Source organism: Mycobacterium sp. RTGN6 (assembly GCF_033804605.1).
Lineage (GTDB): Bacteria > Actinomycetota > Actinomycetes > Mycobacteriales > Mycobacteriaceae > Mycobacterium.
In genome coordinates this window covers 109,290-134,335 of record NZ_JAPZKZ010000014.1, presented here as the reverse complement: position 1 = coordinate 134,335, position 25,046 = coordinate 109,290, and the positions used below count along the sequence as shown (strand labels likewise).

Sequence of the window (25,046 nt, the reverse complement as noted above, 5' to 3'; positions counted from 1 at the left end):
GGTCGCACGCTAGCGCACGAATTGATTCGCGTGGTTCACCAGGTCGAGCAGCGGCTGCGGCAAGGCGCCCAGCGCCAGCGTGATGGCCGCGGTCAACGTCACCGTCGCGGTGCTCAGGAAGGTTGGCACGATCACGGTCGGGGCGTCCTCCGGCGGTTCGGTGAAGAACATCAACACGATGACGCGGACGTAGAAGTAGGCGGCGACGGCGCTGGCGATGACACCCACGATCACCAGCGGTGCCGCACCGCCCTCGGCGGCGGCCTTGAATACGGCGAACTTGCCGACGAACCCACTCGTGAGGGGGATACCGGCGAATGCCAGCAGGAACAACGAGAACACCACGCCGACAAGGGGATGGCGGCGGCCGAGCCCCGCCCACTTGGTCATGTCAGTCTCCTCGTCGCCGTCGGCATCGCGGACGATGCTGACGACGGCGAACGCACCCAGTGTGCTGAAACCGTAGACGAACAAATAGAACAACGTTGCCGCAACGCCACTCTCGTTCAACGCGATGACACCGGTGAGGATGAACCCGGCATGCGCCACCGACGAGTAGCCCAGCATCCGCTTGACGTCGGACTGTGACACCGCCGTCACCGTGCCCACCGCCATCGTGAGGATCGCAATCGCCCACATCAACGGCCGCCAGTCGTGCGCCAGCCCGGGCAGTCCGACGTAGAAGATGCGGAGCATCGCGCCGAATGCGGCGATCTTTGTGGCCGCGGCCATGAAGGCAGTCACTGGGGTCGGGGCGCCCTGGTACACGTCGGGAATCCACGAATGGAATGGCACCGCACCGACTTTGAACAGGATTCCGACCGAAAGCAGGCCGATGCCGACGAGGGCTAGCGGCGTGTTGCCGGAGCCCGCGGCCACTGCGTCCTGGATGCCGGCCAGGCTCAGCCCGCCGGAGTAGCCGTAGAGCAAGGCGATGCCGTACAGGAAGAACGCCGAGGAGAACGCACCGAGCAGGAAGTACTTCACCGCCGATTCCTGCGAGAGCAGCCGACGCCGTCGGGCCAGCCCGCACATCAGGTACAGCGGAAGCGAGAACACCTCCAGCGCAATGAACATCGTCAACAGGTCGTTGGAGGCCGGGAACAGCATCATCCCGCCGAGCGCGAACATGGTCAGCGGAAAGATCTCCGTCTGCGCCACCCCGGCCTTGGTCGCGAGTTTCTCCGCGACGCTGCCAGGCACGGCCGACGCCTGCGGCGTGAACGAATCGAGCCCGCCACGCTTCTCGTCGGGTTCGGCCGGGGTGCGGCGTTCGGCGATGAGCAGGGTGGCGAGAATGCCGACGAGCAACAGGGTGGCTTGAAGGAACAGCGCCGGCTTGTCGACGGCGATGGCGCCGACGGCCGCCACCTGGCCTCCGGAGTTCCCGAGGTCCACGGCCTCCTTGACCACGGCGACCAGCGCGGCGACCTGACCGCCGATCGCGAGCACCAGCTGCGTCCGGTACCGGGCGCCTCGGGGCAGGAACGCCTCGACGAGCACGCCGACGACCGCGACGCCGAACACGATCAGCATCGGTGACAGCAAGCCGTACTCGACGGAGGGGGGCACGATGTTCACTTCGCCGGTCCTTCCGCCACTCGCGGCGCGGGATCCTGCACCCCGATCGTCGTCATCACGTGCCCTACCGACGGGTCGATGACGTCCAGTGCGGGTTTGGGATACACGCCGAGCACGAGCAGCAGCGCGATCAGCGGCGTCACGACGACGAGCTCACGCGGCACCAGGTCGCGCAGCTTCTCGTTGCCGTCCCGTACCGGCCCGGTCATCATCCGCTGATAGGCCCAGAGGATGTAGATGGCCGAGAGCACCAGGGCCGAAGCCGCGAAGACGGCGAACGCCGGGTAGCGGGTGAAGGTGCCGATCAGCACCAGGAACTCGCTGATGAACGGGGCCAGGCCCGGCAACGAGAGGGTGGCCAGTCCGGCGATCAGGAACGTGCCCGCGAGCACCGGTGCCACCTTCTGAACGCCGCCGTAATCGGCGATGACGCGACTTCCCCGCCGCGACACCAGGAATCCGGCGACCAGGAACAAGGCCGCGGTGGAGATCCCGTGGTTGACCATGTAGAGCGTCGCCCCGGACTGGCCCTGGCTGGTCATGACGAAGATGCCCAAGATGATGAACCCGAAGTGGGAGATCGACGTATAGGCGATGAGCCGCATGACGTCGGTCTGGCCGATGGCAACGATGGCGCCGTAGATGATTCCGATGACGGCCAGCGTGATGATCAGCGGCTGGAACGTGTGGGACGCGTCCGGGAACAACTGCAGGCAGTAGCGCAGCATGCCGAAGGTGCCGACCTTGTCGACGACGGCCATCATCAGCACCGCCGTCGCAGGCGTCGCCTCGACGGCGGCGCCGGGCAGCCAGCGATGGAACGGCCACAGCGGGGCCTTGACCGCGAACGCGAACATGAACCCGAGGAACAATGCGTTCAGCACGGCGGGGCTCGCGCCGAGTTCGCCGTTGGCGACCGCGGCGACGATGGCCCGGAAGTCGAAGGTGCCCGCCGTGAACGCGTCGCTGCCCGCGGTGGCCACGTACAGCCCGATGACGGCGGCCAACATGATGAGTCCGCCGAAGAGGTTGTACAGCAGGAACTTCACCGCAGCCTTCGAGCGCTTCGGCCCACCGAACCCGCCGATGAGGAAGTACATCGGGATGAGCATCGCTTCGAAGAACACGTAGAACAGCAGGATGTCGAGTGCCACCAGCGAGATCAGCACCATGCCCTCGACGGCGAGCGTCAGGGCCAGGTACGTGTGCACGGAGCGGGCCTGGGTGCCGTCGCCGTCGCCGTCGTTCCAGCCGGCGACGATGAGCAGAGGGACCAGCACCGCGGTGAGTACCACGAGGGCCAGGGCGATGCCGTCGAGGCCCAGGATGTAGCCGGTGCCGAACGACGGGATCCATTGGTGGTCTTCGACGAACTGGTACTGCGCGCCCGCCGGATCGAACTCGACTGCGAGCAGCACGGCGAGCACCAAGACGGCCAGCGACAGCGACAGCGCCAGGTACTTGGCGAAGCTCCGTGCCGCCGACGGCAGCAGGATCACCACGCCCGCCCCGAACATCGGCACGGCCCACAGGACGGTCAACCACGGCATGCCGTTCACCAGACCCTCACCACCAGAACGGCGCCGATCACCAGGGCAGCGCCGCCGAGCATCGAGAGCGCATACGACCGGGCGAACCCGGTCTGCAAGCGCCCCAACCTGTTCGACCCCCCACCGACCGCCCACCCGAGGCCCTGCGAGACTCCGTCGATCGCCTCGTCATCGATCTCGACGAGGCCGGCCGTCAGATGCTGTCCGGGCCGCATGAAGACGTCCTCGTTGAACGCGTCGCCGTAGAGGTCGTTGCGGGCGGCGACGGTCAGCGCCGACACCTTCTCGGGCGCCGTCTCGGGAATGGGTCGGGTGGCGTACATCCGATAGGCGATCGCGATGCCCGCGGCGATCACGGCGAGCGTGATGGCCGTCATCACCCAGGCTGGCACCGCGTGATGCGCCTCCGGGTGGGCGCCGACGACGGGTTCGAGCCAGTGCTCCAACGTCCCGCCGACCGCGAGCAGCCCACCCGCAAACACCGAGCCGACGGCGAGCACGATCATGGGCCAGGTCATTGTCTTCGGTGATTCGTGCGGATGCGTGTCAGGCTTCCAGCGCTTCTCGCCAAAGAACGTCATCACCATCACGCGCGTCATGTAGAAGGCCGTGATGCCGGCACCGAGCAGCGCGGCGCCGCCGAGCAGCCAGCCCCTGAGTCCGCCTGCGGCGAAGACGGTCTCGATGATCGGGTCCTTGGAGAAGAAGCCGGACAACGGCGGCACGCCGATGATCGCGAGGTAGCCGAGCCCGAACGTCACGAACGTGATCGGCATGTAGGTGCGCAACCCGCCATACCGGCGCATGTCGGTTTCGTCGTTCATGCCGTGCATCACCGACCCGGCGCCGAGGAACAACCCCGCCTTGAAGAAGCCGTGGGTCAGCAGGTGCATGATCGCGATGGCATAACCCGCGGGTCCGAGTCCGGCGGCCAGCACCATGTATCCGATCTGGCTCATCGTCGAGGCGGCGAGCGCCTTCTTGATGTCGTCCTTGGCGCAGCCGACGATGGCGCCGAACAGAAGTGTCACCGCGCCGACGATCACCACGCCGGTGCGCGCGTCGGGAGCCAGGTCGTACACGGGGCCGGACCGCACGATCAGGTAGACCCCCGCGGTCACCATGGTGGCGGCATGGATGAGCGCCGACACCGGAGTGGGGCCCTCCATGGCGTCGCCGAGCCAGGATTGCAGCGGCACCTGTGCGGACTTGCCGCATGCGGCAAGCAGCAGCAGTAGGCCGATCGCGGTCAGCGTGCCCTGCGACATCTGCTCGGCAGCACCGAAGACGCCTGCGTACGAGACGGTTCCGACGCTGGCGAACATGACCATCAGCGCGATCGCCAGCCCAATGTCGCCGACGCGGTTGACCACGAACGCCTTCTTCGCCGCAACGGCGGCCGACGGCTTGTGAGACCAGAAGCCGATGAGCAGATAGGACGCGAGGCCGACGCCCTCCCAGCCGACGTAGAGGCCGAGGTAGTTGTCGGCGAGCACCAGCAGCAGCATGGCGGCGACGAACAGGTTGAGGTACGCGAAGAACCGTCTACGTTCGGGGTCGTGCTCCATGTAGCCGACCGAGTACACGTGGATCAGCGCCCCGACGCCGGTGATCAGCAGCACGAAACACACTGACAAGGCGTCTAGTTGGAGTCCGAAGTCCACCTGAAGCGACGCCACGGGCACCCAGGAGAAGAGCGTCTCGTGGAGCACCCTGTCCTCGGCGCCGCGGCCCAGGAGGTCGACGAACAGCACAAGGCCGACGACGAACGAAGCGATGACGGCGGCGCACCCCAGCAGGTGTCCCCACGCGTTCGTCGCCCGGCCGCCCAGCAGCAGCACCGCCGCACTGGCGAGTGGTAGGGCGATGAGCAGCCACACGGGAATCGTCATCCGCTCAGTGCTTCAGCAGGTTCGCCGCGTCGACCGAGGCCGACCGTCGGGTTCGGAAGATGGTCATGATGATCGCCAGCCCAACCACCACTTCGCACGCCGCGACCACCATGGTGAAGAACGCGACCACCTGACCGTCGAGGTGGCCGTGCATGCGGGAGAACGTGACGAAGGCCAGGTTGCACGCGTTGAGCATCAGTTCGACACACATGAACATGACGATCGCGTTGCGGCGCAACAGCACTCCGGCCGCGCCGATGGTGAACAGCAGCGCCGATAGGTAGAGGTAGTGGTCGGGGCTCATCGCGCTCCGTTCCGGTCGGCACCCGCCGTCGAGGCGGATTGGGAGCGACGCGGCAGGATGGCGCTGACCGAGGTGTCTGCGTCGGAGCCATCGGGTAGCCGGGCGGGTATGTCGACCGCGTTGTGCAGTGCGTAGACACCGGGATTGGGCATCGGGGTGGGGTGGCCACCGACCGCGAATCGTTCGATCGCGAGCTCGCGCTGTGACTTGCGGCGGTCGAACCGCTCGCGGTGCGTCAGCACCATCGCGCCGAGCGTCGCGGTGATCAGCAGCGCGCTGGTGAGTTCGAAGGCCCACAGGTAGCGGGTGAAGATCAACGCGGCCAGCCCTTGGACGTTGCCCGCACTGTTCGCCTGGGTCAGGCCGGTGAACCCAACGACCGACACGTGTCCGACGCCGCCGATCAGTAGGACGCCGAAACCGATGCCCGCGACGATCGCCGCAATACGTTGTCCGCGAATGGTTTCCACCAACGAGTCGGCCGAGTCCACCCCGATGAGCATGAGCACGAACAGGAACAGCATCATCACCGCGCCGGTGTAGACGACCACCTGGACGATGCCGAGGAAAAGGGCGTCCTGCGCGATGTAGAGCACCGCAAGGATGATCATGGTGCAGGCCAGGAAGATCGCCGAGTAGACGGCCTTGGGGGCCGCGACCATGCCGATGGCGCTGACCACGGCCAGCGTGGCGAGCACCCAGAACAGCACTGCTTCGGCGTTCACTTGACCGGCACCTTCGGGATCTTCGCCGGCACCTTCGGGATGCCGAGACCCTGCGCCGTGATGTTGCCCCGGTAGTAGTCCTCGTCGGTGCTTCCCTCTGCCATCGGGTGCGGTGGCGCCAGCATGTCAGCCAGCATGGGGGCGAGCAGCTTGTCCTTGCCGTAGATCAGGTCGGAACGATTGTCGTCGGCCATTTCGTAGTCGTTGGTCATCGTCAGTGCGCGGGTGGGGCAGGCCTCGATGCACAGCCCGCACCCGATGCACCGGAGGTAGTTGATCTGGTAGACCCGGCCATACCGCTCGCCTGGTGAGAAGCGTTCCGCCTCGGTGTTGTCGGCGCCCTCGACGAAGATCGCATCGGCGGGGCACGCCCAGGCGCAGAGCTCGCAGCCGATGCACTTCTCCAAACCGTCTGCGTACCTGTTGAGTTGGTGTCGGCCGTGGTAGCGCTTGGCGGTGGGGCCGGGCTTCTCCGGGTACTGCTCGGTGACCGACTTCTTGAACATCGTCTTGAACGTCACGCCGAAACCGGCGATCGAGTCGAGGAACTTGGGCATCTAGCCAACTCCTTTCGCGGGAATCGGAGGTATCGGGAAGGCGCCCGTGTCGGCGGGTACCTCGTCGGCGCGAAGCTGTCTGCGATGCAGCTTCCGGTAGAGGTAGACGACCAATGCGAATCCGACGGCGGCGCTGGCGATGACGAGCACCACCGCCCAGTCGTCGTAGCCCCTGGTGCGCAGTGTCCGCACGATGGCGACCGTCATGATCCACCCGAGCGAGGTGGGGATGAGCACCTTCCAACCGAGGTTCATGAACTGGTCGTAACGCAGCCGCGGCAACGTGGCCCGCAGCCACATGAAGCAGAACAGGAATCCCCACACCTTGGCCACGAACCAGAGCAGCGGCCACCAGCCGCTGTTGGCGCCGTCCCACATGTTCAACGGCCACGGGGCCGCCCAGCCGCCGAGGAACAGCGTGGTGGCCAGGGCCGACACGGTGGTCATGTTCACGTACTCCGCGAGCATGAAGATCGCGAAACCCAACGACGAATATTCGGTGTGGAAGCCACCGACCAGTTCGCCCTCGGCCTCCGGGAGATCGAATGGCGCCCTGTTGGTTTCCCCGACCATCGACGTCACGTAGATGAGGAACGATGGCAGCAGCAGGAAGACGTACCAGAGCCCCTGCTGCTTGCCGATGATCTCCGAGGTGGACATGGTGCCGGAGTACAGGAACACCGCGGCGAAGGTCAGTGCCATGGCGATCTCGTAGGAGATCACCTGCGCGCTGGAGCGCAGCCCGCCGAGCAGGGGATAGGTGGACCCGGATGCCCAGCCGGCCAACACGATTCCATAGACGCCGATCGACGTCACGGCCAGCACGTAGAGCACGGCGACGGGTAGATCGGTCAGTTGCAGTGGGGTTTCGTGGCCGAACACGCTGACCATGCCACCCATCGGGATGACGGCGAAGGCCATTATCGCGGGGATCACCGAGATGATGGGCGCCAGTAGGTAGATCGGCTTCTCCACACCCGCGGGGATGAGGCCCTCCTTCAGCGCCAGCTTGACCCCATCGGCGAGGCTCTGAAGCAACCCCCATGGTCCGACCCGGTTGGGGCCCGGGCGGAACTGCATCCAGCCGAGCACCTTTCGTTCGGCCAGGATCGCGACCAACACGGTCAGCAACAGGAACACGAAGATCCCGAGGGCCTTCGCGAGCACCAGCCACCACGGGTCGTGGCCGAAGGAGCTCAGGTCGGGGTACCTCACGAGGGATCACCTCCGGGCGCGATCGCGACGATGTCCCCGATCGATGCTCGCAGCGTTGCGGCCACCGCAGAGCCCGGTGAGTTCAACGGCAGCCACACGACGCGGTCGGGCAGCTCGGTGACCTCCAGCGGTAGAGAGATCGCACCGCTCGGCGTGCTGACGGTGACGAGTTCGCCTTCGGCTGCGCCGATTTCGGTGGCCGTGGCCGCGGACAGCCGGACGACGGCCGGGCGGGCGGTCCCGGCGAGGTGCGGCTCGCCGTCCTGAAGCCGGCCCGCGTCGAGAAGCATTCGCCAACCGGTCAGGACGGCCTGTCCCGCCGCCGGGGTGGCAGGTAGTGCTGGCGCCACCTGGGGCGCGGCGGCACGCGCGCCCTGCCAGCTGCCGATGCGGGCGTGTTCGGCGCGCACGGTGGCGGCGTCACGCAGCGCGAGGTCGACACCGACCTCGTCGGCAAGCGCGGCGAGCACGCGAACGTCCGAGGTGGCGTTGGGCGGCAGGGCGGGCTCGAAGGGGCGCAGCCTGCCCTCCCAGTTGACGAAGGTGCCGGCCTTCTCGGTGACCGGGGCGACGGGGAACACCACGTCCGCGCGGTCGGTGATCGCGCTGTGTCGCAACTCCAGGCTCACCACGAACGGAGCGGCATCGACGGCGGCCAATGCTGCGCTGGGGTCGGGTAGATCGTCCACCTCGACGCCGCCGACGAGCAGCGCGCCCAGTGAACCGTCAGCTGCCGCGGCGAGGATCGTCGACGTGTCCCGCCCGGGGGTGTCGGGCAGTTCGTCGACGTGCCAGCCCGCCGCCATCTCCTTGCGCGCCACGGGGTCCGATAGCGGACGTCCGCCAGGCAGCAGGTTGGGGGCGGCTCCGGCTTCGAGCGCACCTCGGTCACCCGCGCGTCGCGGAACCCAGCCCAGCCGGGCGTCGGTGCGTTCAGCGAGGCGCAGCGCAGCCGAGTAGGCACCTGGCGAGCTCGCAAGGCGTTCACCCACCAGAATCACCGTCCCCGAGGGCAGTTCGTCCAGCCCGTCGAGCGCGACTGCCTCTGCGCCCGGCGCCGCCATTACGAGCGTGCCGCCCATCTTGGCGAGCCCGCGGGTGGCGAACGGCGCGATCGAGGTCACCTTGAGGCCGCGCTTGCGGAAGGCTTTGCGCAAGCGCAGGAAGACGATCGGCGACTCCTCCTCGGGTTCGAGGCCAACGAGCAGCACCGCGGGCGCCGCTTCGAGGTCGCCGTACGTGACGGCCAGCTGCCTGCCCGCGACCGCCGCGGCGAGGAATTCGGCCTCCTCGGCCGAGTGCGGCCTGCTACGGAAGTCGATGTCGTTGGTGCCAAGCACGATCCGGGCGAACTTCGCGTAGGCGTAGGCATCCTCGAGCGTGACGCGCCCGCCGACGAGCACACCCGTGTTCGCGCCAGCGGCGGTCAGTCCACGCACCGCGACGGCGACGGCCTCCGACCAGGACGCGGGACGTTGGCTACCGTCGGCATCGCGGACCAACGGGGTGGCGATCCGGTCGCCCTGCGTCGCGTAGGTGAACGCCCAGCGCCCCTTGTCGCAGTTCCACTCCTCGTTGACCTCGGGGTCGTCACCGGCCAAGCGGCGCAGCACCTTTCCGCGCCGGTGGTCGGTGCGTTGCGCGCACCCTGACGCGCAGTGCTCGCACACGCTCGGCGACGACACCAGGTCGAACGGCCGCGCCCGGAACCGGTAGGCGGTGCCCGTCAGCGCTCCGACGGGGCAGATCTGTACGGTGTTGCCAGAGAAGTACGAGTCGAACGGCTCGTCGGCGGCGATGCCGACCTGTTGCAGCGCACCGCGTTCGAGCAGCTCGATGAACGGGTCGCCTGCGATCTGGTTGGAGAACCGGGTGCACCGCGCGCACAGCACGCAGCGCTCGCGGTCGAGCAGCACCTGAGCGGACAGGTTGATCGGCTTGGGGAAGGTGCGCTTGACGTCGGTGAACCGGGTGTCGGCCTGGCCGTTGGACATCGCCTGGTTCTGCAGCGGGCACTCGCCGCCCTTGTCGCACACCGGGCAGTCCAGCGGGTGGTTGATGAGCAGCAGTTCCATCACTCCGTGCTGAGCCTTGTTGGCGGCTTCGGAGGTCAGTTGGGTGCGCACCACCATGTCGGGAGTGACGGTGATGGTGCACGACGCCATGGGCTTGCGTTGACCCTCGACCTCGACCAGGCATTGGCGGCATGCGCCGACGGGCTCAAGCAGGGGGTGGTCGCAGAACCGGGGGATCTGAATGCCCATCAGTTCCGCGGCGCGAATCACCAAGGTGCCCTTCGGCACACTGATCTGGTGGTCGTCGATGGTGAGCGAAACCAGCTCGACCTCGGGCTGACCGGTCACTGGTGCGGCCTTGTCCTCCGCCGTCGTCAAACCCCGACTCCTTCCGGTGCGGCGAGCATCGATGCGTGTGGGTCGAACGGGCACCCAGCGCCGAGGTGGGCGAGGTACTCGGCACGGAAGTACTTGATGGACGAGATGATCGGACTGGCGGCGCCGTCGCCGAGCGCGCAGAACGACTTACCGTTGATCGCGTCGGAGATGTCGAGCAGCTTCTCGACGTCCGACTCGCCTGCCTCGCCAGCCTCCAGCCGCTCGTAGATCTGGGCCAGCCAGTAGGTGCCCTCGCGGCACGGCGTGCACTTGCCGCACGATTCGTGGGCGTAGAACTGCGTCCAGCGCCGGACCGCGCGCACCACGCACGTCGTCTCGTCGAAGATCTGCAATGCCTTGGTGCCCAGCATCGACCCGACCTTGGCCATGTTCTCGTAATCCAGTGGTACGTCGAGGTGTTCGGCGGTCAGCAGCGGTGTCGACGATCCGCCGGGCGTCCAGAACTTGAGCTCGTGTCCGGCCCGGACGCCGCCCGCGAGGTCGAGCAGTTCGCGCAGCGTGACACCCAGCGGGGCCTCGTACTGGCCGGGTGTGGTGACGTGACCCGACAGCGAGTACAGCGTGAAGCCCGGCGACTTGTCCGTGCCCATCGACTTGAACCAGTCGACGCCATCGCGCAGGACGGCGGGCACGCTAGCGATGGACTCGACGTTGTTGACCACCGTCGGGCACGCGTACAGCCCTGCCACCGCAGGAAACGGCGGCCGCAGCCGCGGTTGGCCACGCCTGCCCTCCAACGAGTCCAGCAGCGCCGTCTCCTCACCGCAGATGTACGCGCCCGCGCCCGCGTGCACCACCAGGTCGAGGTCGAACCCCGAACCTCCGACGTTGGTGCCCAGGTAGCCCGCCTCGTACGCCTCCGCGACGGCGGCCTGCAGCCTGCGCAGCACCGGCACCACCTCGCCGCGCACGTAGATGAAGGCATGCCGGGCGCGGATCGCATAGGCGGCGATGACGGCTCCCTCGACGAGCACGTGCGGTGTCGCCATCATCAGCGGAATGTCCTTGCAGGTACCGGGTTCCGATTCGTCGGCGTTGATCACCAGGTAGTGCGGCTTGGGATCGTTCTGGTTGATGAACGACCACTTCTGCCCGGTCGGAAAGCCCGCGCCGCCACGGCCGCGCAACCCGGAGTCCTTGACCAACGCGATCACGTCGTCGGGGTTCATCGCGAGCGCCTTGGTGAGCGCCCGATACCCGTCGTGGCGCAGGTAGGTGTCGAGCGTCCACGACTGGGGGTCGTCCCAGTACGCACTGAGTACGGGGGTGAGCGTCATGTCGCCTGCCCGTTGGTCGGCGGGACGTGGGCGGACGGCGCGGGCGCCGTCATGCCCTTCTCGTGCGCAATGCGTAGCCCCGCGAGCGTGGCCGCGCCCGGTACGCCGTCATTGGCACCCGGGCGCCCGTCGGGGAAGCCGGCGAGGATTCGCGCGGTCTCGCGGAACGTGCACAGCGGGGCACCCCTGGTCGGCGTGACGGAGCTGCCACTGCGCAACTCGTCGACGAGTGCCCGTGCGGAAGAGGGTGTTTGGTTGTCGAAGAACTCCCAGTTGACCATTACGACGGGGGCGTAGTCGCAGGCCGCGTTGCATTCGACGTGCTCGAGGGTGACCTTGCCGTCGGCCGTCGTCTCGCCCGCGTGCACGTCGAGGTGCTCCTCGAGCACCTCGAGGATGGCGTCGCCACCCATCACCGCGCACAACGTGTTGGTGCACACCCCGACCAGGTACTCGCCGGTGGGCGTGCGGCGGTACATCGAGTAGAAGGTGGCGACGGCGGTGACCTCGGCCGGGCTGAGTGCCAAATGCTGTGCGCAGAAAGTGATTCCGGCGGGCGTCAGGTAGCCGTCCTCGGCTTGCACCAGGTGCAGCAGCGGTAGTAGCGCCGAGCGCGCTTCGGGATACTTCGCGACGATGAGCGCAGCATCGTCGGTGAGCCGGACGGTGACTTCGGACGAATACGACTGCGGCCCTTGGCTGATCGGCGGCCCCGGCTCGTCGGGTCGCGGCCCAAGCTGCAGCGGAATGACGGTCACCTGTCCACCCCACCCATCACCGGGTCGATCGACGCCACCGCTGAGATCGCGTCGGCCACCATGCCGCCCTCGCACATCGCCGCCACCGCCTGCAGATTGGTGAAGGACGGGTCGCGGTAGTGCACGCGATACGGGCGGGTGCCGCCGTCGCTGACCATGTGCACACCGAGCTCGCCGCGCGGGGATTCGACCGCGACGTAGACCTGCCCGGCCGGTACGCGGATGCCCTCGGTCACCAGCTTGAAGTGGTGGATGAGGGCCTCCATGGACGAGCCCATGATCTTCGCGATGTGCTCTTCGGAGTTGCCCAACCCGTCGGGCCCAAGCTTCAGGTCGGCGGGCCAGGCCAGCTTCTTGTCGGTGATCATCACGGGACCGGGCTTGAGCCGCGCCATGCACTGCTCGACGATCTTGAGTGACTCGCGCATCTCCCGCACCCGGATGATGTAGCGGCCGTAGGAGTCGCACTCGTCGGTGGTGATGACGTCGAACTCGTAGTTCTCGTAGCCGCAATAGGGTTGCGCGCGGCGCAGATCGTGCGGCAGTCCAGTGGAGCGAAGGATCGGCCCGGTGATCCCGAGCGCCATGCAGCCGGTGAGGTCCAGATAGCCGATGCCGACGGTGCGGGCCTTCCAGATGTAGTTCTCGTTGAGCAAGTTCTCCAGATCATCGAGTTTGTCGGGCATGGTCCGCAGCAGCTCCTCGAGCTGCGGCATCGCCTCGTCGGGCAGATCGGCGGCCAGCCCGCCGGGCCGGATGTAGGCGTGGTTCATGCGTAGGCCGGTGATGGTCTCGAACACCGAAAGCACCTGTTCACGTCCGAGGAAGCCGAAGAACATGGCCGACATGGCGCCCAGTTCCATGCCGCCGGTGGCCAGCGCGACCAGGTGGCTGGAGATGCGGTTGAGCTCCATCAGCATCACCCGGATGACGCTGGCACGTTCGGGGATGTCGTCGGTGACGTCGAGCAGCTTCTCGACGCCGAGGCAGTAGGCCGTCTCGTTGAAGAAGGGGGACAGGTAGTCCATGCGCGTGACGAACGTGACGCCCTGTGTCCACGTGCGGTATTCGAGGTTCTTCTCGATTCCGGTGTGCAGGTAGCCGATTCCGCAGCGGGCCTCGGTGACGGTCTCACCCTCGATCTCGAGGATGAGCCGCAGCACGCCGTGCGTGGACGGGTGTTGAGGGCCCATGTTGACGACGATGCGCTCGCCCGCGACGGAGCTCTCCTGTGCGGCGCGGACGACCTCTTCCCAGTCCTCACCGCCCACCGTGACCACGGTCTCGGTCGGGTTTTGTGAATCGGCCATCAGTTGTAGGCCCTCCGCTCGTCGGGCGGAGGGATCTCGGCGCCGTGGTAGGTCACCGGAATGCCGCCCAACGGATAGTCCTTGCGTTGCGGGTGTCCAACCCAGTCGTCGGGCATCTCGATCCGGGTCAGCGCGGGATGTCCGTCGAAGACGATGCCGAAGAAGTCGTAGGTCTCGCGTTCGTGCCAGTCGGTGGTGGGGTACACCGAGTAGAGCGACGGCACATGGGGATCCGCGTCCGGCGCGGCCACCTCGACGCGGATCCTGCGGTTGTGGGTGATCGACATCAACGGGTACACGGCGTGCAGTTCACGGCCGACGTCGCTTGGGTAGTGCACCCCCGAGACGCCAAGGCACAGTTCGAATCTCAGCGCGGGGTCGTCGCGAAGCACTTGAGCGACCGCGACGAGGTGCTCGCGGCGCACCTCAAGGGTGAGCTCGTCGCGGAACACCACGACACGTTCGACCGCGGTGGTGAACGCCTGCTCGCCAAGTGCCCCGACGAGCGCGTCGGCGACGTCGTCGAAGTACCCGCCGTAGGGCCGCGGCGAACTGCCAGGGAGCGAAAACTCGCGGACGAGCCTGCCGTACCCGGACGTGTCGCCGCTGCCCTCGACGCCGAACATGCCCCGCCTGGTGCCGATGACCTCGCGGGGATCGCCGTCGCCGTTGCCGTTGCTCTCGGTCATGACCGCAGCAGCCCCGTCATCTCGATGGTGGTGGGCGCCGCGAGCGCCGCCGCCTCGGCCGCTGCGATGGCCTCGGCCCGATTGACGCCGAGCGGCATCTCCTGAATCTTGGCGTGCAGCATCAGGATTGCGTTGAGCAGCATCTCGGGCCGCGGCGGGCAACCCGGCAGGTAGATGTCCACCGGCACGATGTGGTCGACGCCCTGGATCACCGCGTAGTTGTTGAACATCCCTCCAGAGGAGGCGCACACGCCCATCGCGAGCACCCACTTCGGTTCGGCCATCTGGTCGTAGACCTGACGCAAGACCGGTCCCATCTTCTGGCTGACCCGGCCCGCGACGATCATGAGGTCCGCCTGGCGCGGTGTCGCCGAGAACCGCTCCATGCCGAACCGCGCGATGTCGAAACGTGGTCCCGCCGTAGCCATCATCTCGATGGCGCAGCACGCCAGGCCGAACGTCGCGGGCCAGAGCGACCCCTTGCGCACGTAGCCGGCCACCTTCTCGACCGTGGACAGCAGGATGCCGCCGGGCAGCTTCTCTTCGAGTCCCATTCGGATCAGTCCCAACTCAGTCCGCCGCGACGCCACACGTAGGCGTACGCGACGAACACCGTCAACATGAAGAGCAGCATCTCGACCACGGCGAACAGGCCGAGCGAGTCGAACGTCACCGCCCACGGGTAGAGGAACACGATCTCGATGTCGAAGACGATGAACAACATCGCGGTGAGGTAGTACTTCACTGGGAAGCGTTGGCCGGTGGTTTCGTGACCCGGAGAGCCGGGGGCCATCGGTTCGATGCCGCACTCGTAGGCCTCGAGCTTGGCGCGGTTGTAGCGCCGCGGTCCGATCAGGACGGCGATGCCCACCGAACCGACCGCGAACGCGGCCGCGATGGCGCCGAGGACCAGGATGGGTAGGTAGACGTTCATGCCGCTGTGTCGCTCCCTCGCTTGGGCTGTCGATGTGAGCTACGGCACAGCTTAGTCTTGTTAATCGTTCGGTTGGTCCATTTTGGATAGGATCAAGTTTGTTACCTGGGCGTCAGTGTCGTCATGTGCGGAAATCGCGAAGGCTGAACGGCCCCAGGCTCTTTCGCGCTGGTTAGGCTACGTTTGCGCGCAGCAGCGAGGCCACCGCTTCACCCAGCTGAATGGGGTCGATCGGATGGGGCACGGCAGCCTCTGCCTGTGACCACTTGGCCAGCCAGGCATCGTCCGCCCGGCCGGTCAGAACCAGGATCGGCGGGCACTTGGCCACCTCGTCCTTGAGTTGCTTGGCCAACCCGAGCCCGCCCGTTGGCGTCGCCTCGCCGTCCAGGATCGCGAGGTCGATGCCGCCTTGGTCGATGGTCGAGACCACCACCGGTGCCGTCGCCACGTCGAGGTAGCTGAGCTCCGGCAGATCGGGATGCACGCGCTTGCCAAGGGCCGAGCGCACCTTCTCCCTGGTGCGCGCGTTACTGCTGTAGACCAGGAGCTTCAGCGGCTCGGTTCCGGGCGGGGTGGGCACGTCGCCGATGCTACGACGAGGGCACCCCCAGCGGTGTGAATACCGCGTCAGCGCTGATCCGGGCGACACCGCCGACCATGCCGAGCAGGTTGCCGTCGACGCCGAAGTCGTGGCGGTCGAACTCGGCGTGCGTCACGATCCGCACGGCGCCGTCGTCGAGCACCGTCGCCGTCGTCGCGAGGTCGACCGAGCGCTCAACGCCCTTGACCGTCACCGTGGCGCGCAGCTCGACCGTGTGCGTGCCCTCGACCGCACCGCCCTGCACCGCCACGTCGATCAGCGGAAACTCCGCGACGTTGAAGAAGTCGGCCGAGCGCAGATGGTCGTCGCGCTTGCCGATGCCCGTCCGCAGCGAGGCCGCTCCGATGTGCAGATGCCCGTTGACGTCGTGCGCCCCGGTGAGTTCGCCGGCCCCCTCGACGTCGCTGAACGTGCCCTTGACCGTGGCCGCGCCCCACATCGTCTTGGTCGCGAACCCGACCTTGGTTCGGTCGGCGTCCAGCACCCACGCCGACGGCGGACCGCACAGCAGTTCGGAAACGGTGGTCATGTGATTCCTCCTCAGAGCAACGGTGCCATGTCGGTTGGGTCGAAGTACTCGTCGATGCGGGTGATCAGACCCGTGGGGTCCACCTTGATAACGATGCATACCCGCATTTCGATCGCAATGCCGTCGGATCGGTGCGCGCGCAGGACGTGCTGCTGCACGAACCCGCCGTCGAAGAACCGCCGATCGAGGATCTCGTAGCTCCGGGTCGTCGTGACGTTCATGAACCACCTGATGACCTTGAGCGCCCGGACGCGGTCGTTGTCCTTGGGATCGCCGGTGTGCCACACCGTCACGTCGTCGGCCCACATGCCGTCGACGGTCTGGAACTCGCCACGTTCGATGGCGCCGAACAGACGGGTGGCCACGTCGTCGTACAACTGGGCGTTCATGGTTCTCCTTGTGGGGTTGACCTCAAGTAAGGTTGCGGTAGCACACTTGCGTACATGCCTAGACGAACGCGGGAACACTTCAACGACGCCTACGAAAACCGAACGGCGCCTTGGGTCATCGGCGAACCGCAGCCGGCGATTGTCGCGCTCGAGCAGACCGGCCGAATCCGCGGGAAGATCCTCGACGTCGGCTGCGGCCTCGGCGAGCACACCATTCTGCTGACCGCGCTCGACTACGACGTGCTGGGCGTCGACTTCGTGCCGAGCGCGGTCGAGCAGGCCGGTGCCAACGCCGCGGCCAAGGGCATCGACGCTCGCTTCGAGGTGGCTGATGCCATGAACCTCACCGCCGACGGCCGCTACGACACGATCCTCGACAGCGCACTGTTCCACGTGTTCGATGACGACGACCGCGGCACCTATGTCGCGAGCCTGCACGGCGCGGTCAAACCCGGTGGCTACGTCCACGTGCTGGCTCTGTCCGACGCGGGTCGTGGCTTCGGGCCGCAGGTCAGCGAGGCGCAAGTGCGCACGGCGTTCGGCGACGGGTGGGAGCTCGAGGCGCTCGACGTGACCACGTATCGCGGCGTGGTGGGCGAGATGCACGCCGAAGCGTTCGGCGTCGCCGTGGGCACCCAGGTCGACGAGCCCGCCTGGTTGGCGCGGGCCCGACGGGTGTGACCAGCTACTCGCGTTCATAGCCGGGGTGCGCGACGGCGAGGCGGTGGAGCACGAGCGTGCGCAGGGCGGCCAGTAGTTCGGGGCCGCGTTGGTCGAGCTCACCGCGCCGGATGGCCCCGGCCAGGGCTTGCTCGTCGGGGAAGCCCAGCAGCTCCGGCGCGGCGCCGTCGTCGAGTAACTCCCGCTCGACGGTGCGCAGCACGTTGGCCGCGACGCGGGCGTGGAAGTTGACGGCACCGCTTGTGTGCTCGCGGACGTCGCCCTCGAGGAATTCGGCGACTGCCGCCACCAGTTCGGCCGCTGTCGGCCGGTTGTGCAAACCCGTCACGGCGCCGTCTCCAACAAGGTGAGCAGGTCGAACTCCGTCTCGCAGACACGGCGGCCGATGGCGGCCAGTTCGACGGACCGCGTCTGGCCCGACAGGTGACGCTCGGCCTGGTAGCGGCAGATGACGCCCCAGCGCAGCGTCGACAGGACCAGCCACCAGTGCATCGCGGCCCGGTCGAGCGCGGTTCCCGAGGACTGCTCGTAGGCGAGCAAGAATTCCTCGACGCTGGCCAGGCCACCCGCACCCAAAGTGGGTGGGGCTCCGAACCGCCACGCCCTGATGCAGAACCAGGCCAGGTCCTCATAGACCTCGCCGGCGTGGGTGAGCTCCCAGTCGAGCACCGCTGCGAGCCGGGCGGGCTCGACGTCGGTGTCGACGATGAGGTTGCCCATGCGGAAGTCGCCGTGCACCAACACGTTCGGGGTCGACGGCGGGCGGTGCGCTGCGAGCCAGCGGAACGCCCACTCGAACGTCGCCGTGGTATCACCGATCTCGTCGAGTTGGGCGTGCCATTCGCCGAGCGCGTCCGATGACTTCAGTCCGATCCCCGTCGGGTCGGCCCGGTGGACCGCGGCGAGTGCATCCGCGCACTGGGTGACGAGGCTTGCGCGAGAGGCGTCGTCGAGTGCGCGCTGAATTCGGCGCACGATCGTCTCGCCGCCGATGAAGTCGCAGATCAGGAACGGATTGCCAAGGGAGTCATCGGAATCGGCAGCCACTAGTACGTGGGGGACTGGCGCCCCTGCGGCGGCCGCGCGGGTCAGTGCCGCCGCTTCGAGCTCCATGCCCGCATGTACTTCGTCGGGCGGGCCGATGCGCAGGATCAGCGCTCGGGAGGTGTCGCCCACCGCCTCGAACGCCCACGTGGCCCGGCTCGCCCCGCCAGTGAGCACCCGCAGGTTCTCGACGCGCACGTCGCCGAGCGACAATGCGAGCACCCCCGCAAGCGCAGCGTCATCGATCACTTGCGCGAGCCGAACTTGAACATGCGCTGTGCGACGCGCCGGATCTGAATCTCCTCGGCTCCCTCGGTGATCCGGTATCTGCGGTGGTGGCGGTAGATGTGCTCGAACGGTTCGTGACGGCTGTAGCCGAGCCCGCCGTGGACCTGCATGGCGCGGTCGGCCGCCTCACAGACCAGGCGGTTGGCGCGATAGTTCGCCATCGAGACCTTGTCCGACACCTCCATGTGGTGGTTGCGGTCGAGGTGCCAGGCGGCGTAGTAGACCAGCAGCCGCACCATCTGCGCCTCGGTCTGCAGTTCGACGAGCGGCCACTGCACGGCCTGGTTCACCGAAAGCGGCTTGCCGAACACCACCCGCTCCGAGGCGTACGCGGCGGCCCGGTCGATGCAGTACTGCGCCGCGCCGAGGCTGCTGGCGGCTTGGCGAATCCTGTTCTCGTGCAGGAAGGTCTGGCCGACCTCGAGCCCGTGGTCCACTTCGCCAAGCACCGCGTCCGCAGGCACCCGGACGTCAGACAGCTCGACCTCGGCGTGGTCGGTGGGCATGTTGAACGTCCACCAGTAGAACGGCACCGTGAATCCCGGGGCGTTGCAGGGCACCAGGAACGCCGTGATGCCCGTCGCCTGCCCTGGATCGCCGGACGTGCGCGCGAACACCAGGTCGTGCGTGGCTCGGTGGACACCGGTGTTCCACCGCTTCGACCCGTTGATCACCCAGTCGTCGCCGTCGCGGACGGCGGTGGTCTCCAGCCAGGTGGCGTCGGAACCGTGGCCGGGTTCGGACAGGCCGAACGCCATCGAGCGCTCGCCGGTGAGCAGCGCCTCGCCCCACTCCCTCTTCTGCGCGTCCGTGCCGAACCGGTCCATCATGATGACCTGGGGGAAGTTGCCGACGATCGACGACTCGTCCTGCAGGTCGTTGTGCAGCCCGAGTCCCTTGTGCGCCAGATGTTCCCGGATGACCGCCATGTCGAGGTTGGTGCCGTCGCGACCCCCGAACCTCGACGGTAGGCCGTAGCGCAACCAACCCGCCGCATCGGCTCGGCGACGCATCTCGTCGAGCAGGTCCTCCCACGCCCGCTGCGGGATACCGCCGTTGTCCCAGTCGGTGCGGGCGTACTCGCGCCGCTGGTCGAAGTACTGCATGTGCTCGGCCTCGAGCGGTTTGATCTCCGCCTCGATGAAGGCATCCATTTCGGCCAGCAGTCCCGGAAGGTGTTCTGGTAGAGCGAAATCCACGTTGATTTCTCCTTTGGAGACTAGAAGCCGTAGAGGGTCTTTTTCCAGATCGTCGTGAGCGTCTTGATGGCGTCGGTGTCGCCGATCTGCAACCCGAGCCCCGCCGGGCGCAGCAACACCGCGGTGAAGTTCTCGAACAGCAGCGCGATGGCCGCGCCGGTGTGATCGGGGTCGAGGTCGGCGCCGTACCCCTGCTCCTGCGCGCGCCGCACCGATGCGGCGACGATGTCAATGCCGAAGCGCCGGAACTCGTTCTGCACGGTGGCGAAACGTGGTTTGGCGTCCGCCAGCTGATTCACCGCGATCATGATGCCGATGTTCTGCTTGAACATGTTCCAGTACCCGGTCACCACGGCCGAGAAGAACGCGTCGTCCTCGGGCGAGGAGGGGAGGTGCACCGAGAGGCCGGACGGCATCACGACGTCGTGCAGGAACGATTCCGCCAGCGCGGCCAGCAGGTCTTCCTTGTCGTCGTAGTACCGGTAGAACACCGCTGGGGACTTGCCTGCCGCGGCCGTGATGTCGGCCAGGGTCGTCCCGTGAAAGCCGCGTTCGGCGAAGAGCTTCCGGGCGGCGAGTTCGATGGCCTCGCGGGTCTGGCGGCCCTTCGCGGTGAGCGTGTCGGCCATTAGCCCAGGATGCGATCGCCGGCGCGCAGCAACGCGCTGGGGAGCGGGTGGCCGACGGCACCCTCGGCGACGCCCGCCGCGTGAATCGCGGCCTGCAGGTCGACGTCCACGCCGACGCCGCTGTCGCGCAGCATGTACACCAGGTCCTCGGTGGCGATGTTGCCGCTGGCGCCTGGCGCGAACGGGCAGCCGCCGAGCCCGCCCACCGACGAGTCCAGGCGTGTCACCCCTGCACTGACGGCGGCGTACGCGCTGGCCAACCCGGTGCCGCGGGTGTTGTGGAAGTGCGCACCGAGCGGCAGGTCGTCGATCACCGGGCGCACCTGGGCGATCAGGTCGGTGACGCGCCGCGGGCTGGTGGTGCCGATGGTGTCGGCGATCGCGATGCGGTCGGCGCCGAGTTCGTAGGCGGCCGTGGCGATGTCGACGACGCGGCGCGGGTCTGTCGGCCCGTCGAACGGGCAGTCCCATGCCGTCGCGATGATCACCTCGATGGTGGCGCCGTGTTCGTGTGCGATGCGGGTGATGTCGGCGATGAGGTGTGTGGAGTCGGCCGTCGACCGACCGACGTTGGCGTGGCTGTGACCGTCGGCCGCCGAGACCACGTACTCGATGGAGCTCATCCCCGCGGCGACCGCCCGGCCCGCTCCGCCCGGCCCCGCCACCAACGCGGAGAACTCGACGCCGTGCGTCTGCCGGAAGCGGGGTAGTTCGGCGGCCACCGCGGCGGCGTCGGCCAGCGCAGGCACCTTCGACGGCGAGACGAACGCGGTGGCCTCGATCTCGCGCACTCCGGTCGCGACGACCGCCTCCAGCAGTGCCAGCTTGGCGGACAAAGGGATTGGGTCCTCGATCTGGAGGCCGTCGCGAAGGCAGACCTCGCGGATCGTGACATGGCTGGGCAACGTAGTCACAGCACCCCCTCCGCTCGCAACGCGTCCAGCTCTTCGGCGGAGCGGCCCAACAGGTCGCGGTAGATCTCGTCGTTGTGCTGTCCCGGTGAGGCGGAGCCCGCGTACCGGATGGTGCCCGGCGTCTCGGACAGCACCGGCACCACACCGGGCCCCTTGACGTTGCGCCCGATCCGCTCGTCATAGTGGTCGGCGATCATCCCGCGGGCTAGCAGTTGCGGGTCCTCGACCACCTCGGCAACGGTGTTGATCGGGCCGCTGATGACGCCTGCCGCCGACAGCGTCGCGATGACGTCGGCCGGCTGCCGTTCGGCCGCCCATGCGCCGATGATCTTGTCCAACTCGTCTTGATTGCGCCCGCGCGCTACGTGATTGACGAAGCGATCGTCTCCTGCGAGTTCGGGTTGTCCCATCGCCCCGCACAGTCTGCGGAACACGGTGTCCTGGTTGGCGGCGATCACCACCCAGCTGCCGTCGGCGGTCGGGTAGATGTTCGATGGCGCGATGCCCTCGAGCCTGGTGCCCGACGGACCGCGCACCACGCCGCCGACGTCGTAGTCGGGGATGGTGGATTCCTGCACCGCCAGACACGCTTCGGTCAAAGCAGCGTCGACGATCTGTCCGTCGCCGGTGACGGTGCGCCGGTACAGCGCGGCTAACGCACCTTGGGCGGCGAACATCCCGGCCAGGCTGTCGCCGAGCGAAAGCGCCAGGCGCGGCGGCGGGCCGCCGGGGAAGCCGTTCATGTGCCGCAGTCCGCTGGCGGCCTCGGCCACCGAGGCGTAGCCGGCCTTGTGCGCTTCCGGTCCGGTCTGGCCGTAGCCCGAGACGCGGACCAGGATGATGCCCCGATTGCGTTGGCGCAGCACGTCATAACCGAGGTCCCACTTCTCCAGCGTGCCGGGCCGGAAGTTCTCGACGATGATGTCGGAGCGCTCCACGAGGTCCAGGAAAAGCTCGCGGCCCTTGGCCTCGCGCAGGTTCAGCGTGACGGCTTTCTTGTTGCGGGCGTGCACCGTCCAGAAGAAGTGGTGGCCGTCGAGTTCGGCCTGGCCCCAGGTGCGCAGCGGGTCAGGGCTGCCTGGCGGTTCGATCTTGACCACCTCGGCGCCCATGTCGCCGAGCAGCCGCCCGGCGAACGGTCCCGAGATCAGGGTGCCGACCTCGATGACCCGGATGCCGTCCAGCGGTCCGGAAACAATCCCCGGGTCGCTGCGCTCCTGCCCACCGGAAGTCACAGCGAGAACCCATGCCGGTGCAGCCAATCGGTGACGATCCCGACGGCCTGGCGCAACGTGTCGCGCTGGTCCGGGCCGGCGTAGTAGTGGTTGGCGCCGGGGATTTCGTGCATTTCCTTGTCTGGATGCCCGATCGCTTCGAACAGTCGCCGCGTGTGACTCGGCGTGCACGCGTCGTCGGCCAGGTTGCCGATCACCAGCGCCGGCACCGCGATGTCGGGGCCGGCGTCGACCGCGTCGCCGTTGGCATCGTCGTAGCTCCACTGCGAGAGCCAGCTGCGCAGCGTGCAGAACCGCGCCAATCCGACGGGGCTGTTGTTCACCACTTGAGGATCACCTAGATAGCAGGATCCCGGGGTGCGATCGTTCGGATCGACCGTCGGGTCCAACCAGCGCGGGTCGGCCATGGTGCCGTGGACGACGAACGCGAATTCGTCCTCCGGACGTCCGGCGGCCTTGAGCTCGGCCAATTTATCCCTGACCCACTTGGTAATTCGCCGGTTCCGCGCGAGCTGTGCGGCGCGGTAGCGCTCCAGGAACTCCGCCGTGTAGGGCGGCTGGTTCGGGTTGTCCGGGTCGTAGAGGTCCAGTTCCCGATCGCGCTTCGTCGGGTCGGACTCGTCGAGGATCGAGGCGTCCATCCACTCGGTCATGGTGCCGTGGCGGCTGACGTGTGCGGCCAGCAGCATGATCGCGTCGGCGGGGATCAGGCCGAGCTTGGTGAGGTCGGGTCCGTCACCCGACGGACTGGCGGTGATCGTCGGGTGTTGTGCCTGCTGCTGGTAGAACACCGACAGCGAGCCGCCGCCGCTCCACCCGGCCAGCACCACCTTGGAATAGCCGAGCCGGTTCTTGGCGTCCTTGACGCACTCACCGAGATCCTCGACCACCTTCTCCATGAGCAGTGCCGAGTCGGTACCGCGAAAGCGGCTGTTGCAGTAGATGACGTGATGCCCACCGCGGGCCAACCCGTTGATCATCGGGAGGTATGCACCTCCGCCGATGGGGTGCATGAAGATCAGCACCGTGTCTGATGGCTTGTCCTTCGGCTTGAGCAGGTAGCTCTCCAGCACGACGAGTTCGGCCACCCCGCCGTAGACGTCGCGGACGCCCGAGGTGTTCTGGTAGGCAACGAGATACGGGATTCTCTCGTAGTCGTACTTGACGGGCGCGTCGGTAGTCGTCATCAGTGTTGCCCCAGATCGTTGGCCAGTACTTCGGGCGAGGGTACGAGCCGGCGGCGGGTGTCGATCGCGATCACCGACCAGTCGACCTTGTCGTAGTCGTCGAACTTGCGGCGTGCCCGTTCGCGCGCCTTCTCCGGCGCGCCGTGGTGAACCCCTTGTGGCGCATGGGAAACGAGGCCGGCCGGCATCGGGATGCCATACAGCGTCCCGCCGTGGAAGAACGCGATCTCGTCGTAGTCGACGTTGCGGTGATACCAGGGCGTGCGCTCCGTGCCTGCGACGCCCTCGGCGGGTTTGGGCAGGAAGTTCATCACGTAGACGCCGGTGGCTTGCATGAACAGGTGCACGGTCGGCGGTAGGTGCACGCTGTCGGAGGTCACCACGTTGTAGTCGGCGATGTTGAACGTGAAGGCGAAGTTGTCGCCGCGCCAGCCCTCGACATCGAGCGGATTGTGTTGGTAGTAGAGGGTTGTCGGGCCACCCTCATGGATCAGCCGCACTTCGTACTCGGCCCGACCGTCGTCGTCGATGGGAGCCGGTTCGGGAATGACGGCCTGCGACGGGTCGAACGGGAAGTGCCTGCCGAGCGCACCGGGAGGCGGCACCCGGAACTCGTCGGTGGCCTGGATCATCAACCATGTCGACTCTTCATCGGGCACCTGACGCCACGTGCACGCCTTGGGGATGTACACCCAGTCGCCCTGCCGGTAGTCCAACGGCCCGAACTCCGTCTCCAGCCGTCCGGAGCCCTGATGCACGAAGGACAGCAGGTCCCCGTCGACATAGCGGACGAAGAACGGCATCGGCTCGCTGCGCCGCGACAGCAGCACCTGGCAGTCGGCGTTGGAGAACATCAGCAGCGGGTCGCCGTTGGAATCGGTGGCGTCGCTCGGCTTGAGCTCGGACGACAGCACGTCGAGGGAGCGAAGCGGGCCCTCGGATCGGTACGCGGTCGGGTCGTTGCGCCGGTACATGTTGGCGGTGCGGCCGGTGAACCCGCCACGGCCGAGCTCGTCGTCCTTGAGCCCGTCGAGGTCGGCGTGAAGCCGCCGCGGTGTCTTGCCCTTGCGCAGGTGAACGAAGGATTCCATGGGCGGCACCAATCACGTCGGGGCGGAACGGTCGAGTGGAACTGAAACTGACG

Annotated in this window: 26 protein-coding genes; 1 reads left to right on the top strand and 25 read right to left on the bottom strand. The window is 67.3% G+C overall.

Annotated elements, in window-relative coordinates; all coding sequences use genetic code 11:
• Positions 1-9: 9 nt before the first annotated feature.
• The 17 genes from nuoN to SLQ33_RS29355 form a co-directional block, all read right to left on the bottom strand.
• A complete protein-coding gene (nuoN, locus tag SLQ33_RS29435; RefSeq protein ID WP_319457540.1) occupies positions 10-1,575 on the bottom strand; it encodes an NADH-quinone oxidoreductase subunit NuoN in 1,566 nt (521 codons plus the stop codon).
• Positions 1,576-1,577: 2 nt separating this feature from the next.
• On the bottom strand, positions 1,578-3,131 hold the full coding sequence (locus SLQ33_RS29430) for an NADH-quinone oxidoreductase subunit M (protein ID WP_319457452.1): 1,554 nt from the start codon (positions 3,129-3,131) through the stop codon (positions 1,578-1,580).
• 5 nt (positions 3,132-3,136) lie between these two features.
• Positions 3,137-5,023: an NADH-quinone oxidoreductase subunit L gene (gene nuoL / locus SLQ33_RS29425; protein ID WP_319457451.1), complete on the bottom strand. Its 1,887-nt coding sequence runs from the start codon at positions 5,021-5,023 to the stop codon at positions 3,137-3,139.
• A gap of 4 nt (positions 5,024-5,027) precedes the next feature.
• The gene (gene nuoK, locus SLQ33_RS29420; RefSeq protein ID WP_319457450.1) at positions 5,028-5,327 is read right to left on the bottom strand and encodes an NADH-quinone oxidoreductase subunit NuoK; all 300 of its coding nucleotides are present in this window, start codon (positions 5,325-5,327) and stop codon (positions 5,028-5,030) included.
• Complete coding sequence (locus tag SLQ33_RS29415; RefSeq protein WP_319457449.1) at positions 5,324-6,052, bottom strand: NADH-quinone oxidoreductase subunit J; 729 nt, start codon at positions 6,050-6,052, stop codon at positions 5,324-5,326. Before SLQ33_RS29415 ends, nuoK begins: the two co-directional genes overlap by 4 nt.
• Complete coding sequence (nuoI, locus tag SLQ33_RS29410) at positions 6,049-6,609, bottom strand: NADH-quinone oxidoreductase subunit NuoI (protein WP_319457448.1); 561 nt, start codon at positions 6,607-6,609, stop codon at positions 6,049-6,051. The genes SLQ33_RS29415 and nuoI overlap by 4 nt, the downstream gene beginning before the upstream one ends.
• Complete coding sequence (nuoH, locus tag SLQ33_RS29405) at positions 6,610-7,824, bottom strand: NADH-quinone oxidoreductase subunit NuoH (protein WP_319457447.1); 1,215 nt, start codon at positions 7,822-7,824, stop codon at positions 6,610-6,612. It lies immediately after the preceding gene.
• Positions 7,821-10,217, bottom strand: a complete 2,397-nt coding sequence (locus SLQ33_RS29400; RefSeq protein ID WP_319457446.1) for an NADH-quinone oxidoreductase subunit G — start codon at positions 10,215-10,217, stop codon at positions 7,821-7,823. The genes nuoH and SLQ33_RS29400 overlap by 4 nt, the downstream gene beginning before the upstream one ends.
• Positions 10,214-11,515 carry an NADH-quinone oxidoreductase subunit NuoF gene (gene nuoF / locus SLQ33_RS29395; RefSeq protein ID WP_319457445.1) on the bottom strand — a complete coding sequence of 434 codons (1,302 nt, stop codon included), beginning with the start codon at positions 11,513-11,515 and terminating at the stop codon, positions 10,214-10,216. The genes SLQ33_RS29400 and nuoF overlap by 4 nt, the downstream gene beginning before the upstream one ends.
• Positions 11,512-12,273, bottom strand: coding sequence for an NADH-quinone oxidoreductase subunit NuoE (nuoE, locus tag SLQ33_RS29390; protein WP_319457444.1), 762 nt, complete (start codon positions 12,271-12,273; stop codon positions 11,512-11,514). Before nuoE ends, nuoF begins: the two co-directional genes overlap by 4 nt.
• On the bottom strand, positions 12,270-13,583 hold the full coding sequence (nuoD, locus tag SLQ33_RS29385; RefSeq protein ID WP_319457443.1) for an NADH dehydrogenase (quinone) subunit D: 1,314 nt from the start codon (positions 13,581-13,583) through the stop codon (positions 12,270-12,272). The genes nuoE and nuoD overlap by 4 nt, the downstream gene beginning before the upstream one ends.
• Positions 13,583-14,272, bottom strand: a complete 690-nt coding sequence (locus SLQ33_RS29380) for an NADH-quinone oxidoreductase subunit C (RefSeq protein WP_319457442.1) — start codon at positions 14,270-14,272, stop codon at positions 13,583-13,585. The genes nuoD and SLQ33_RS29380 overlap by 1 nt, the downstream gene beginning before the upstream one ends.
• Positions 14,269-14,826: an NADH-quinone oxidoreductase subunit B family protein gene (locus SLQ33_RS29375; protein WP_319457441.1), complete on the bottom strand. Its 558-nt coding sequence runs from the start codon at positions 14,824-14,826 to the stop codon at positions 14,269-14,271. The genes SLQ33_RS29380 and SLQ33_RS29375 overlap by 4 nt, the downstream gene beginning before the upstream one ends.
• A 5-nt stretch (positions 14,827-14,831) precedes the next feature.
• Positions 14,832-15,206: an NADH-quinone oxidoreductase subunit A gene (locus SLQ33_RS29370; RefSeq protein ID WP_319457440.1), complete on the bottom strand. Its 375-nt coding sequence runs from the start codon at positions 15,204-15,206 to the stop codon at positions 14,832-14,834.
• A gap of 172 nt (positions 15,207-15,378) precedes the next feature.
• Positions 15,379-15,786: a hypothetical protein gene (locus SLQ33_RS29365; protein WP_319457439.1), complete on the bottom strand. Its 408-nt coding sequence runs from the start codon at positions 15,784-15,786 to the stop codon at positions 15,379-15,381.
• A gap of 10 nt (positions 15,787-15,796) precedes the next feature.
• Positions 15,797-16,336, bottom strand: coding sequence for a YceI family protein (locus SLQ33_RS29360; protein WP_319457438.1), 540 nt, complete (start codon positions 16,334-16,336; stop codon positions 15,797-15,799).
• An 11-nt stretch (positions 16,337-16,347) separates the two neighbouring features.
• Positions 16,348-16,725, bottom strand: a complete 378-nt coding sequence (locus SLQ33_RS29355) for a nuclear transport factor 2 family protein (protein ID WP_319457437.1) — start codon at positions 16,723-16,725, stop codon at positions 16,348-16,350.
• 54 nt (positions 16,726-16,779) lie between these two features.
• Between SLQ33_RS29355 and SLQ33_RS29350 the strand changes: the two genes are divergently transcribed.
• Complete coding sequence (locus SLQ33_RS29350) at positions 16,780-17,406, top strand: class I SAM-dependent methyltransferase (protein WP_319457436.1); 627 nt, start codon at positions 16,780-16,782, stop codon at positions 17,404-17,406.
• Between the two features lie 4 nt (positions 17,407-17,410).
• Here SLQ33_RS29350 and SLQ33_RS29345 read toward each other — a convergent pair whose 3' ends face one another.
• From SLQ33_RS29345 to SLQ33_RS29310, 8 genes are read right to left on the bottom strand one after another with little or no spacing between them, the layout of a single operon-like run.
• Positions 17,411-17,734, bottom strand: coding sequence for a DUF6285 domain-containing protein (locus SLQ33_RS29345; protein ID WP_319457435.1), 324 nt, complete (start codon positions 17,732-17,734; stop codon positions 17,411-17,413).
• A complete protein-coding gene (locus tag SLQ33_RS29340; protein ID WP_319457434.1) occupies positions 17,731-18,699 on the bottom strand; it encodes a phosphotransferase family protein in 969 nt (322 codons plus the stop codon). The genes SLQ33_RS29345 and SLQ33_RS29340 overlap by 4 nt, the downstream gene beginning before the upstream one ends.
• On the bottom strand, positions 18,696-19,937 hold the full coding sequence (locus tag SLQ33_RS29335) for an acyl-CoA dehydrogenase family protein (RefSeq protein ID WP_319457433.1): 1,242 nt from the start codon (positions 19,935-19,937) through the stop codon (positions 18,696-18,698). The genes SLQ33_RS29340 and SLQ33_RS29335 overlap by 4 nt, the downstream gene beginning before the upstream one ends.
• Positions 19,938-19,957: 20 nt before the next feature.
• Complete coding sequence (locus SLQ33_RS29330; RefSeq protein WP_319457432.1) at positions 19,958-20,566, bottom strand: TetR/AcrR family transcriptional regulator; 609 nt, start codon at positions 20,564-20,566, stop codon at positions 19,958-19,960.
• Complete coding sequence (locus tag SLQ33_RS29325; RefSeq protein WP_319457431.1) at positions 20,566-21,480, bottom strand: hydroxymethylglutaryl-CoA lyase; 915 nt, start codon at positions 21,478-21,480, stop codon at positions 20,566-20,568. The genes SLQ33_RS29330 and SLQ33_RS29325 overlap by 1 nt, the downstream gene beginning before the upstream one ends.
• Positions 21,477-22,679, bottom strand: a complete 1,203-nt coding sequence (locus tag SLQ33_RS29320) for a CoA transferase (protein ID WP_319457539.1) — start codon at positions 22,677-22,679, stop codon at positions 21,477-21,479. The genes SLQ33_RS29325 and SLQ33_RS29320 overlap by 4 nt, the downstream gene beginning before the upstream one ends.
• A gap of 32 nt (positions 22,680-22,711) precedes the next feature.
• On the bottom strand, positions 22,712-23,902 hold the full coding sequence (locus SLQ33_RS29315; protein ID WP_319457430.1) for an alpha/beta fold hydrolase: 1,191 nt from the start codon (positions 23,900-23,902) through the stop codon (positions 22,712-22,714).
• Positions 23,902-24,993 (bottom strand): homogentisate 1,2-dioxygenase, encoded by a 1,092-nt coding sequence (locus SLQ33_RS29310; RefSeq protein ID WP_319457429.1) that lies wholly within the window; start codon positions 24,991-24,993, stop codon positions 23,902-23,904. The genes SLQ33_RS29315 and SLQ33_RS29310 overlap by 1 nt, the downstream gene beginning before the upstream one ends.
• Positions 24,994-25,046 lie beyond the last annotated feature (53 nt).